This is a genomic window from Nocardioides sp. YR527, from assembly GCF_900101045.1.
Classification (GTDB): domain Bacteria; phylum Actinomycetota; class Actinomycetes; order Propionibacteriales; family Nocardioidaceae; genus Nocardioides.
On the sequence record NZ_FNFN01000001.1, the window covers coordinates 174478 to 186394 of the forward strand.

Annotated in this window: 12 protein-coding genes; 9 read left to right on the forward strand and 3 right to left on the reverse strand. The window is 68.1% G+C overall.

From position 1 onward, the window contains the following. The first annotated feature begins 50 nt into the window (after positions 1–50). The 3 genes from uvrC to yvcK are packed head-to-tail and all read left to right on the forward strand — an operon-like array spanning position 51 to position 3880. Positions 51–2027: an excinuclease ABC subunit UvrC gene (gene uvrC / locus BLT25_RS00800; protein ID WP_176883511.1), complete on the forward strand. Its 1977-nt coding sequence runs from the start codon at positions 51–53 to the stop codon at positions 2025–2027. Positions 2028–2030: 3 nt separating this feature from the next. Continuing rightward, complete coding sequence (rapZ, locus tag BLT25_RS00805; RefSeq protein ID WP_091041005.1) at positions 2031–2897, forward strand: RNase adapter RapZ; 867 nt, start codon at positions 2031–2033, stop codon at positions 2895–2897. Positions 2898–2899: 2 nt separating this feature from the next. Further along, positions 2900–3880: a gluconeogenesis factor YvcK family protein gene (gene yvcK, locus BLT25_RS00810; RefSeq protein WP_091041006.1), complete on the forward strand. Its 981-nt coding sequence runs from the start codon at positions 2900–2902 to the stop codon at positions 3878–3880. On the opposite strand, the gene BLT25_RS00815 is transcribed toward yvcK, so the two are convergent. Then, positions 3877–4197, reverse strand: coding sequence for a hypothetical protein (locus BLT25_RS00815; RefSeq protein ID WP_143033607.1), 321 nt, complete (start codon positions 4195–4197; stop codon positions 3877–3879). The two genes, yvcK and BLT25_RS00815, sit on opposite strands and share 4 nt — an antisense overlap. A gap of 234 nt (positions 4198–4431) precedes the next feature. On the opposite strand from BLT25_RS00815, the gene whiA reads away from it, so the two are divergent. The 6 genes from whiA to BLT25_RS00845 all read left to right on the forward strand — a co-directional run bounded on the left by whiA (position 4432) and on the right by BLT25_RS00845 (position 9440). Continuing rightward, positions 4432–5418 (forward strand): DNA-binding protein WhiA, encoded by a 987-nt coding sequence (gene whiA / locus BLT25_RS00820; protein ID WP_045547796.1) that lies wholly within the window; start codon positions 4432–4434, stop codon positions 5416–5418. A gap of 186 nt (positions 5419–5604) precedes the next feature. Continuing rightward, a complete protein-coding gene (gene gap / locus BLT25_RS00825; RefSeq protein WP_091041009.1) occupies positions 5605–6603 on the forward strand; it encodes a type I glyceraldehyde-3-phosphate dehydrogenase in 999 nt (332 codons plus the stop codon). Positions 6604–6641: 38 nt separating this feature from the next. Continuing rightward, on the forward strand, positions 6642–7865 hold the full coding sequence (pgk, locus tag BLT25_RS00830) for a phosphoglycerate kinase (protein WP_091041011.1): 1224 nt from the start codon (positions 6642–6644) through the stop codon (positions 7863–7865). Beyond that, entirely contained in the window at positions 7865–8674 is an 810-nt protein-coding gene (gene tpiA, locus BLT25_RS00835; RefSeq protein ID WP_091041012.1) for a triose-phosphate isomerase, read from the forward strand. The genes pgk and tpiA overlap by 1 nt, the downstream gene beginning before the upstream one ends. 43 nt (positions 8675–8717) lie before the next feature. Further along, positions 8718–8948 carry a preprotein translocase subunit SecG gene (gene secG, locus BLT25_RS00840; RefSeq protein WP_008357155.1) on the forward strand — a complete coding sequence of 77 codons (231 nt, stop codon included), beginning with the start codon at positions 8718–8720 and terminating at the stop codon, positions 8946–8948. 132 nt (positions 8949–9080) lie between these two features. After that, complete coding sequence (locus BLT25_RS00845) at positions 9081–9440, forward strand: RNA polymerase-binding protein RbpA (RefSeq protein WP_008357153.1); 360 nt, start codon at positions 9081–9083, stop codon at positions 9438–9440. 171 nt (positions 9441–9611) lie between these two features. On the opposite strand, the gene BLT25_RS00850 is transcribed toward BLT25_RS00845, so the two are convergent. Then, on the reverse strand, positions 9612–10580 hold the full coding sequence (locus BLT25_RS00850; RefSeq protein WP_091042347.1) for a type IV toxin-antitoxin system AbiEi family antitoxin domain-containing protein: 969 nt from the start codon (positions 10578–10580) through the stop codon (positions 9612–9614). A gap of 113 nt (positions 10581–10693) precedes the next feature. Further along, on the reverse strand, positions 10694–11878 hold the full coding sequence (locus tag BLT25_RS00855) for an endonuclease (RefSeq protein ID WP_091041014.1): 1185 nt from the start codon (positions 11876–11878) through the stop codon (positions 10694–10696). Between the last annotated feature and the right edge of the window lie 39 nt (positions 11879–11917).

Sequence of the window (11917 nt, forward strand, 5' to 3'; positions counted from 1 at the left end):
CACAGCTGCGTGCCGCCAGCCTGTCGGTGCTCGCCGATAGGCTGGCGGACGTGCCTGATCCGCAGAGCTATCGCCCCAAAGCTGGAGACATCCCCACCCAGCCCGGGGTCTACCGGTTCCGCGACCCCAAGGGGCGGGTGATCTATGTCGGCAAGGCGATCAACCTCCGTCAGCGGCTCGCGAACTACTTCCAGCCGATCCCGTCGCTGCACCCACGCACGGCGACCATGGTCACCACCGCGGCCAGTGTCGAGTGGACCGTGGTCAACAACGACATCGAGGCGCTCCAGCTCGAATACACCTGGATCAAGGAGTTCGACCCGCGGTTCAACGTCAAGTACCGCGACGACAAGTCCTACCCGTGGCTCGCGGTCACCGTCTCCGAAGACTTCCCGCGAGTCATGGTCGGTCGCGGCGCCAAGCGCAAGGGCACCCGCTACTTCGGCCCCTACGGCCACGCCTGGGCGATCCGCGAGACCGTCGACATCCTGCTGCGCGTCTTCCCCATGCGGAGCTGCTCCAACGGCGTCTTCAAGCGCTCCCAGCAGATCGGCCGCCCCTGCCTGCTCGGCTACATCGACAAGTGCACTGCGCCCTGCGTCGGCAACATCTCCGCCGAGGAGCACCGCGAGATCGTCGACGACTTCTGCGACTTCATGGCCGGTCACACCTCGACCTTCACCAAGCGGATCGAGAAGGAGATGTACGCCGCCTCCGAGGCCCTCGACTTCGAGAAGGCCGCGCGGCTGCGTGACGACCTCGCCGCGATGCAGCGTGCCCTGGAGAAGCAGGCGGTCGTGCTCGGCGACGGTGCCGACGCCGACGTGATCGCGCTGGCCGAGGACCCGCTCGAGGTCGGCGTCCAGATCTTCTACGTACGCGGCGGCCGGATCAAGGGCCAGCGCGGCTGGGTCGCCGACCGGATGGACGAGGCCGACACCGCCGGCCTGGTCGAGCACTTCCTGCTCCAGCTCTACGCCGGGGAGGACGCGGAGGCCATCCCGCGCGAGATCCTGGTCCCCGCGCTGCCGCCGGAGCACGAGACCTTCGAGGAGCTCCTCTCCGACGTGCGCAGGGCGAAGGTCCGGATCCGGGTCCCGCAGCGTGGCGACAAGAAGACGCTCCAGGAGACCGTGGAGAACAACGCCAAGCAGGCGCTCGCGCTCCACAAGACCAAGCGCGCCAGCGACCTGACCACCCGCAACCGGGCGCTGGAGGAGATCCAGGAGGCGCTCGAGCTCGACGAGGTGCCGCTGCGGATCGAGTGCTACGACATCTCCCACCTGCAGGGCACCGAGATCGTGGCGAGCATGGTGGTCTTCGAGGACGGGCTGGCCCGCAAGTCGGAGTACCGCCGGTTCATCATCAAGGGCCAGGACGGCTCCGACGACGTCAAGGCGATGCACGAGGTGATCACCCGGCGGTTCAAGCGGCTGCTCGACGAGCAGTCCACATCGATCGTGTCGACAGAGGTGGAGGGGGCCAACGGCCCGATGCTGGTCGACCCCGAGACCGGTCGGCCTCGCAAGTTCGCCTACGCGCCGGGCCTGGTGGTCGTCGACGGCGGCGCGCCGCAGGTGGCGGCCGCGCAACGGGCCCTGACCGAGCTCGGGATCAACGACATCCCGGTGGTTGGGCTGGCGAAGCGGCTGGAGGAGGTGTGGGTGCCCGAGGAGGAGGACCCGGTGATCCTGCCGAGGTCGAGCGAGGGGCTCTACCTGCTGCAGCGGGTCCGCGACGAGGCGCACCGCTTCGCGATCACTCACCACCGCGGACGGCGCAGCAAGTCGATGGTGGAGAGCCTGCTCGACGACGTACCCGGTCTCGGCGAGGTGCGCCGCAAGACGCTGATGAAGCACTTCGGCTCACTCAAGAAGCTCCGGGCAGCGACCGCCGAGGAGATCGCCCTGGTGCCGGGCATCGGGCCCGCGACGGCGACAGCGATCAAGACCGCTGTGGAGCAGACGGCGAAGAATGGCAAGGTTAGCGCCATCAACGTCACCACCGGCGAGATCATCGAGGAGTAGGTCATGCACAAGGGGGAGGTCGTCGTCATCACCGGCATGACCGGTGCCGGGCGGAGCACCGCCGCCAAGGAGCTGGAGGATCTCGGCTACTACGTCGTCGACAACCTGCCGCCGAGCCTGCTCCCGCAGGTCGTCGAACGGGTCGACGCGGCCCGCGGCCCGGAGCAGCCGGTGGCGGTCGTGACCGACGTACGTTCGGGGTCATTCTTCGCCGAGCTCGAGGAGATCGTGGCGAAGGGAGCCACCGGGCGGCGTACGACCCTGGTCTTCCTCGACGCCGCCGACGACACCCTGGTCCGCCGCCAGGAGGCCGCTCGGCGTCCGCACCCGATGCAGCGGGGCAACGAGCGTCTGCTGGATGCGCTCGAGCGGGAGCGGGTGGTGCTGGCCAACCTGCGTGGCGCCGCCGACCTGGTCATCGACACGACCCAGCTCAACGTGCACCAGCTCACCGCGAGGATCGCGGAGGCGTTCGGCACCCCGGAGCGGACGACGCTGAAGGTGTCGGTGGTGAGCTTCGGGTTCAAGTACGGCATCCCGGTCGACGCCGACTTCATGGCCGACATGCGTTTCCTGCCCAATCCGCACTGGGTGCCCGAGCTCAAGGACGGCAACGGACGCGACAACCCCGACGTCGCCGCGTACGTCTACTCGCGCCCTGGTGCGGAGGAGTTCCTGAGCGGGTATGTTCCGGTGCTCATCGGAGTGACCAAGGGCTACCTCCACGAAGGAAAGAGGTTCATGCGCGTGGCGATCGGGTGCACGGGTGGCAAGCACCGCAGCGTGGCGATGGCGGAGGAGATCTCCAGGCGGCTGCGAGATGCGGGCCTGGATGCGAAGGCGATCCACCGAGACCTCGGGCGGGAGTGAGAGTGGCCGGGGCCGACCGACCCGGGGCAGATGCCCAGGCCGTCGTCGCCCTGGGGGGAGGGCACGGACTGCACGCTTCGCTGAGCGCGCTGCGGCTGCTCGTCGACGATCTGACCGTCGACCAGCTCACCGCGATCGTCACGGTCGCCGACAACGGCGGCTCGAGCGGCCGGCTTCGCCGCGAGTTCGGTGTGCTGCCTCCGGGTGATCTGCGCATGGCGCTGGCCGCGCTGTGCGGCGCGGACCGCTGGGACGACACCTGGGCGCAGGTGCTCCAGCACCGCTTCGCCGGCGAGGGCGAGATGCGCGGCCACAACCTCGGCAACCTGCTGATCGTCGGCCTGTGGGAACAGCTCGGCGACCACGTCGAGGCCCTCGACTGGGTCGGCCGCCTGCTGGGCGCCAAGGGCAGGGTCCTGCCGATGGCGCTGGTGCCGATGGACATCGTCGCCGACGTACGCGGGCTGGTGCCGGGCTCTCCTGCGGCCCTCACCTCGGTGCAGGGCCAGGTCGAGGTCGCCAGCACCGACGGGATCATCGAGTCGATCAGGCTGATCCCGGACAACCCTCCGGCCGCACCCGACGCTGTCAAGGCGATCCAGGACGCGGAGTGGGTGTTCCTGGGGCCCGGCTCCTGGTTCACCTCGGTCCTGCCTCACCTGATGGTCCGCGCGCTGCGCGAGGCCCTGGTCGCCACGTCGGCGAAGATCGTCGTCGTGCTCAACCTCGGTGAGCAGCCCGGGGAGACCACCGGCTTCGGCCCCGCCGAGCACCTCTCGGTCCTCCTCGACCATGCTCCTGACCTCCGCATCCACACCATCCTGGTCGACGGCTCGATGGACCGGCTCGACGAGCTCTCGGTGCTGGCGGGAAAGATCGGCGCCCGGGTCGTAGTCGCGGACGTGGCCCTCGGGGACGGCACGCCGCGCCACGATCCCACCCGCCTCGCCTCCGCCTTCACCGAGGTGATGGGCGAAGGCTAGGGGATCTCCGCGGCCGCCCTCCGGCGGCGCAGGACCTCCCGCGGCCACAGGCTCAGCATCACGATCCCGGTCGCGGCCAGGATGGTCCCGTCGAGCCGGAACCCCCAGTCCGGCGTGCCCGTCCGCTCCTCCATCAAGGGTGCTCCCTCGACGAGCCAGCCGATGCCGACGCCCAGCAGGAGCAGACCGAGTCCGAGCGGGACGATCGTGCTCCACACGTCGGAGAAGGCAGGCGGACGCCGAACGAGCCCGACCACGCTCCAGAGGAGCCCGGCCAGCAGCAGGAGCTCGAACCCGACCATCAACGACAGCCCCACGAACCCACCGTCTCGATACTCCGCGGAGGTCAGCGTGCCGAACGGGCTGGGGCTGCAGCAGAGGACGAAGAACCAGGCCCAGCCCAGGTCACGGCTGACGTGCTGGGTACGGGTGGGGGGGTAACGGCACAGCCGTGCAGACTAGGTCATCACTACCCGCCACGGAGCCAATTCAGGGCAAACCGATATGGAACCGATTCGAGGGTCGTTGACATCAATGAAAGACTCTCCCGCATGGCGATGACGGGACAGGTGAAGGCCGAGCTGGCCTCCACTCAGATCACCAAGACATGCTGCCGCAAGGCAGAGGTTGCCTCGACGTTGAGGTTCGCTGGGGGGATCCACATCGTGGCCGGCAGGATCGTGGTCGAGGCTGAGCTCGACACCGGTCTGGCCGCCAGGAGACTGAAGCGAGACATCGCCGACGTCTTCGGTCACGAGGCAGAGGTGGCTCTCATCCAGGCGAGCGGGCTTCGTAAGGGCAGCCGCTACATCGTGCGAGTGGTCAAGGACGGTGAGGCGCTGGCGCGCCAGACCGGCCTTCTCGACCAGCGCGGACGGCCGGTGCGGGGTCTTCCGCCTGCCGTCGTCTCAGGCGGGGCCTGCGACGCGGTGGCCGCCTGGCGCGGTGCCTTCCTGGCCCACGGCTCGCTCACCGAGCCGGGCCGCTCCTCCTCGATGGAGGTGACCTGCCCGGGCTCGGAGTCGGCGCTGGCGCTGGTCGGCGTCGCCCGTCGGATCGGTATCTCCGCCAAGCCCCGTGAGGTGCGTGGCGTCGACCGCGTCGTCATCCGTGACGGTGACGCGATCGGGCAGCTGCTGACCCGCCTGGGTGCCCACGAGTCGCTCATGGCCTGGGAGGAGCGCCGGATGCGCCGCGAGGTCCGCGCCACCGCCAACCGACTGGCCAACTTCGACGACGCCAACCTGCGCCGTTCGGCCCGTGCCGCCGTCGCCGCCGGGGCCCGCGTCGAGCGTGCCCTGGAGATCCTCGGCGAAGACATCCCCGACCACCTGCGCCAGGCCGGCAAGCTCCGTCTGGAGCACAAGCAGGCCTCTCTCGAGGAGCTCGGACAGCTCCACGACCCGGTGCTGACCAAGGACGCCATCGCCGGCCGAATCCGCCGTCTGCTGGCGATGGCCGACAAGCGGGCCGAGGAGCTCGGCATCCCTGACACCGAGGCGTCCCTGACCGCGGAGATGCTGGCCGAGGACGCCTAGGAAGCGCCCCCAGATTCCAGAAACCGGCCCGAGCCCCTCGACTGATCGAGGGGCTCGGGCCGTTTGCTACTCGTCCGTCTTTTGGAACGATCCAACCCAGTCTCCCGCTGTTCAGAGGGCCTGGGTAGTGTCGGCGTCAGCGGGTGATCCCGCGCACAATCTTTTCGACGCGAACCAGGAGTCCACGTGACAGTTCGAGTAGGCATCAACGGTTTCGGCCGGATCGGCCGCAACTTCTTCCGCGCGGTGCGCGCCTCCGACCTCGACATCGAGATCGTCGGGGTCAACGACCTCAGCGACAACGCAACCCTCGCGACGCTGCTGAAGTACGACTCGATCCTCGGCCCGCTCGACGCCGAGGTGTCCGCCACCGAGGACGCGATCGTCGTCGACGGCAAGGAAATCAAGGCGTACGCGGAGCGCGACCCGGCCAACCTCAAGTGGTCCGACCTCGGTGTCGACGTCGTGATCGAGTCCACCGGCTTCTTCACCGACGCGACCAAGGCCCGCGCGCACGTCGACCACGGCGGCGCGAAGAAGGTCATCATCTCCGCCCCCGCCAAGAACGAGGACGCCACCATCGTGATGGGCGTCAACGAGTCGATCTACGACGCCGCGGCCCACACCGTCATCTCCAACGCCTCCTGCACCACCAACTGCCTGGCGCCGCTGGCCAACGCGCTGCACAACGGCGTAGGCATCAACCGCGGTCTGATGACGACCGTCCACGCCTACACCGCCGACCAGAACCTGCAGGACAACATCCACAAGGACCTGCGTCGCGCCCGTGCCGCCGCGGTCAACGTGGTGCCCACCTCGACCGGTGCCGCCAAGGCGATCGGCCTGGTGCTGCCGGAGCTGAAGGGCAAGCTCGACGGCTATGCGCTGCGCGTGCCGACCCCGACCGGCTCGATCGTCGACCTCTCCTTCGAGGCCTCGCGCGAGACCTCGGTCGAGGAGATCAACGCGATCATGGAGAAGGCCGCCGACGGGAAGTACCTCGTCTACTCGACCGACCCGATCGTCTCCTCCGACATCGTGACCAACCCGGCGTCCTCGATCTTCGACGCTCCGCTGACCAAGGTGATCGGCAACCAGGTCAAGGTCGCGGCCTGGTACGACAACGAGTGGGGCTACTCCAACCGGCTCGGTGACCTGGTGGCGTACGTTGGTGCGAGCCTGTGACCCAGCAAGGGTCCTCACAGGTTAGTGTCTAGCCCGTTATGTCTCTGAATCTCACGCAGCTCATCGAGCAGGGTGTCGCCGGCAAGCGAGTTCTCGTGCGCTCCGACCTCAACGTCCCGCTGGAAGGCACCACGATCACCGACGACGGTCGCATCCGTGCCTCGGTGCCCACGATCAAGACGCTGGCCGACGCCGGCGCCAGGGTCGTGGTGGTCGCCCACCTCGGTCGGCCGAAGGGGGAGCCGGACCCGGCCTACTCGCTGGCCCCCGTGGCCACCCGTCTCGGCGAGCTGCTCGGTGCCGAGGTCGCCTTCGCGACCGACACCGTCGGCGACTCCGCCGCCTCGGTCGTCGGCGGCCTCGCCGACGGCCAGGTCGCTCTGCTGGAGAACGTACGCTTCAACGCCGGTGAGACCAGCAAGGACGACCACGAGCGGGCGACCTTCGCTGCCGAGCTCGCCTCGCTGGCCGACGCCTTCGTCTCCGACGGCTTCGGCGTGGTCCACCGCAAGCAGGCCTCGGTCTACGACGTCGCCAAGCTGCTCCCGAGCGCGCAGGGCGACCTGGTGGCCGCCGAGATCGACGTCCTGAAGCGACTCACCGAGACCCCCGAGCGTCCCTACGTGGTCGTCCTCGGTGGCTCGAAGGTCTCCGACAAGCTCGGCGTGATCGACAACCTGCTCGGCAAGGCCGACAAGCTGCTCATCGGGGGCGGCATGGTCTTCACCTTCCTCAAGGCCCAGGGCTACGAGGTCGGCCAGTCGCTGCTCGAGGAGGACCAGATCCTCACCGTGCTCGGCTACCTCGAGCGCGCCGAGGAGATCGGCGTCGAGATCCTGCTGCCGACCGATGTCGTGGTCGCCGACTCCTTCGGTGACGAGGCGTCCGCGCGAGTGGTCGCGGCCAACGCGATCCCGCCCGAGTCGCTCGGGCTCGACATCGGTCCGGAGTCCGCGCAGACCTACGCGGCCGCGCTCGAGGGCGCGAAGACGGTCTTCTGGAACGGTCCGATGGGCGTCTTCGAGCAGGCCGCCTTCGCCGAGGGCACCCGCACGGTCGCCCAGGCGCTGACCACGATCGACGGGCTCTCGGTGGTCGGCGGTGGCGACTCGGCCGCGGCGATCCGCCAGCTCGGGTTTGCCGATGACCAGTTCGGTCACATCTCGACCGGCGGCGGCGCATCGCTCGAATACCTGGAGGGCAAGACCCTTCCGGGGGTCGCCGTGCTGGATGAGTCGACCGTGGTCGGGGGACTGGGCTGATGGCGGCCAAGAAGCCGGCCGCGGGGCGCACCCCGCTCATCGCCGGCAACTGGAAGATGAACCTCAACCACCAAGAAGCGGTGGTCCTGGTCCAGAAGCTCGCCTGGACGCTCTCCGACAAGCGCCACGACTTCGCGGCCGTGGAGGTGGCGGTCTTTCCGCCGTTCACCGATATCCGTTCGGTGCAGACGCTGGTCGACGGCGACAAGATGCGCATCACCTACGGCGCCCAGAACGTCTCGACCCAGGAGTCCGGTGCCTTCACCGGCGAGGTCTCGGCCGCGATGCTGGCCAAGCTCGGCTGCTCCTACGTGATCGTGGGTCACTCCGAGCGTCGCGAGCACTACGGCGAGACCGACGAGATCGTCGCGCTCAAGGCCAAGATCGCGCTCAAGCACAAGATGATCCCGATCGTCTGCGTCGGCGAGGGTCTTGACGTACGCCAGGCCGGCAACCACCTCGACCATTGCACCGCGCAGGTCGAGGGCTCGCTGGCCGGGCTCACCGACGCCGAGGTCGGCCAGGTCGTCATCGCCTACGAGCCGGTCTGGGCGATCGGCACGGGCGAGACCGCCACCGCGCAGGACGCCCAAGAGGTGTGCGCCGGCATCCGCGACCAGCTCGAGAAGAGCTACGGCGCGGAGATCGCCAACGGCGTACGCATCCTCTACGGCGGCTCGGTGAAGCCCAACAATGTGGCCGCGCTGATGCAGGAGGCCGACGTGGACGGGGCGCTGGTCGGCGGGGCGAGCCTCTCGGTCGAGGACTTCGCGGCGATCTCGCGCTACTACGACCTGCCAGTTCTCTAGGCCAGTGCTGTAGGTTTCGGGCTCTCCAGATAGGATTTCAGACGTGGAACTTCTCTTCACCATCATCCTGGTCATCGCGAGCGCGCTGATGATCCTGCTCGTGCTGCTTCACAAGGGCCGCGGTGGCGGACTCTCCGACATGTTCGGTGGCGGTGTCTCGAGCTCGCTGGGTGGATCTTCGGTCGTCGAGCGCAACCTCGACCGACTCACCATCGGCATCGGAGTCATCTGGTTCGCCTGTGTGATCGCGCTCGGCCTGCTGATGGCCTACTGAAACATTCCCCTTCAGCGCACGCGCGATAGCGTCTAAACTCATCGACGCTGGACGGAGATTTTGCCGTCCGATTCCCCCAAAGTGGCCTCTCGGGGCTGCGAACTTTAAGTTGAGAGAGGACACCGCAGCACCATGGCAGGTGGAGGGAACGCGATTCGGGGCTCCCGAGTCGGTGCTGGGCCGATGGGTGAGGCGGAGCGCGGCGAGGCCGCGCCGCGGAAGGCCGTCACCTACTTTTGCGCCAACGCACATCGCTCGGTCATCACCTTCGCCGTCGAGGCGACGCCACCGGACTCCTGGGACTGCCCCAAGTGTGGGCTCCCGGCCGGTCTGGACGAGGAGAACGCGCCCCCGGCGCCGAAGATCGAGCCTTACAAGACCCACCTCGCCTACGTGAAGGAGCGCCGCTCCGACGCCGAGGCCGAGGACATCCTGGAGGAGGCAATCGCCCTGCTCCGCTCCCGCCGCAAGTCCGGCGAGATCATCTTCTGAATTCCCGCCGAGTCGGCGCATCTGTCCCGCACAGAGGCGCCGACTCGCCGCATTTGTCCCACGTGAGGACGCCGAGTCGGCGCGTTCTGACCAAGATCCGCGCCGAGTCGGCTCGTTATGACGCGCCGACTCGGCCTTGAATGTGGTCAGGACGGGACGACTCGGCTTTGGTCAGGCGGCCGCAACGTCGTTGAGGCGTTGATAGGCGCGGTCACGCAGCCGCCGCAGCCGTACGCCGGGGTCAGCGAGCCTGTGAAACGTGTCATCCTTGCTGAAGACCTCGATGAGCCAGCCGTCGTCGATCATCGCCGCTCGTCGTGTCCGGTCGTGCTCCAATTGGTCGGGGGCGCTGTGCCATTCGGCCCCGTCGTACTCGACGCCTATCCTCAGAAGTTCGTTACCGAGGTCGAGGCGTCCGAGGAATCGGCTTCCTCGACGGACCTCGAGCTGGGGTACGAGATCGAGACCCCTCACCTCCTTCGACCAGATCCGCAGGACCGACTCCGGAGGCGACTCGGCGCGGCCATCGGCGAGCGGTCCGACCGCCCTCAGCGTGGTGACGTACCGCTGTCCACGGAACCTGTTGATCCCGGCGAGGAACTCGTCGCAGTCGTAGTGGCCGAGCCGGTGCATCTGGTCGATCGCGGCGACGGCCCGCTCAGGCCAGCGCACCCGACCGACGTCCCAGGCGGTGCGGAGTGCGCTGGTGACCAGCAGGCCCCCGATCTCGATGATGTCGTCGTCGCGGAAGGTGCGTTCGCCGCTGGCAGCGAGGTCGTTGCGCAGACGTCCGCGGCCGGCGGGGAGGAAGACGGAGAGTGGCTGCAGGTCGAGGTGTTCACCGGGAGCGAGCATCATGTCGGCGCCGAGAAGCCACCCGGCGTGCCGATCGACCACCACCGCGTCCTTGGGTACGACAAGCTTGAGCCCGGCGACCCGCAGTTCGAGCGAGTCGCCCATCTCCGTCGCGACATAGACGCCCTTGACCAAGCGGCGGATGAGGCCCAGGTGTACGAGCTCGCGTAGCTGCCGGTAGGTCACGCCCGAATCGAGCGCCATTCTGGCGGTGAACGGCAGCGTTGCTGTCAGTGGAAAGTCCGGGCCGAGCGTACGGGTGAACTGCATCTGTTCGATATCCATGTGTCCCAGCATGAGCGGGACCACCGACATTTGACCTCGAGCGCCGAGTCGGCTCGTTATGACGAGCCGACTCGGTGTCGATTCTGGTCAGGATGAGCCGACTCGGCGGGGGTTTAGCAGGTTGCGCCGAAGATGGACTCGGCGTACTCCGGGTGGTCGACGAAGGGGTTCCGGTTGTGCTGGAAGCTCTCGTAGACGGTGTTGTTGCGGGTGCGTTCGGCGGCGGTGACCGGGTCGGCGTTGTGCCAGCCGAGCAGTACGCAGACCTTGCCGAGGTAGTTGGTCGAGCCGTTGATGGAGTTGTTGACCTCGAGGTCGGCGAAGCCGTCGTCGCCGTTGTAGCGCACGGTCATGTAGAGGATGCCGCGGGCGAGGTCGCCCTTGACGCTGTCGCGAGGCTCGAAGGAGTCGGAGTCGGTCCAGCAGTCGCTGCACTCCGAGACTGCCGACCCGCCCAGGTCGAAGTCCTTGTTGCCACGGGTGGAGTTGACGGTGACGTCCTCGGGCCGCAGGTGGTGCACGTCGGTGCCGGGACCGTTGCTCGTGCCGAAGTCGCCATGGCTCTGCGGCCAGGTGTGCTCGCGGTTCCAGTTGTTGGCGTCGCCGCCGTTGTTGGTCTTCGGCGTGGAGACCCCGGAGTAGAACTCGATCACGTTCGAGGAGTTGTTCGGGTCCTGGTCGAGGACCTTCAGTGCCTCCCACACGGCGCTGTAGGACAGAGTGGTGTGGCCATCGATGATGTTGTGCAGGGCCGACTTCAGCGACGAGCCGGAAAGGCCGGCGGCCGAGTCGTAGTAGCCCGCCGGGATTCCCGGGTCCGCGGTCGGGGTGGCCGTCGGCGTCGGAGTCGGGGTCGGCGTGGAGCCGGCGAACGCGAAGGCGGTGGCGTTCTTGTGGCCGGGATGGGAGAAGTACGCCGTCAGGGTGCCGGTCACGTCGATCTGACGCCCCTTCAGGCTCGGGTTGGACCGAAGGCCCCACGCGCTGCGGAAGGCGTCGGGGATCTGCACGTAGAGCATCCTGGACGTGCTGGTCTCTGTGGCCGAGTCAGCGATCGCGAGAGCGTAGTCGTTGGGGTAGTTGCTGGTCACGACCGTGCTGGTCGCTGTGGGCTGGCCGACGACGTAGCCGCGAACGGTGGCCGTCGAGCCGTTCTGGGTGGCGATCGCCGTGGTGACGTTGATCGTGGCCGCTTGGGCCGGGGCGGTCGTGATCACGACCGCCATGACGCTCGCCAGGGCGAGGGCAACGAGGCTGGCCAGGGTGAGGCCGAGCCGCCGAGAGGCGCTGATGGGCATGCTCGGATGGTGGCAGGCCCGCAGGGGTGCGCGGCACCC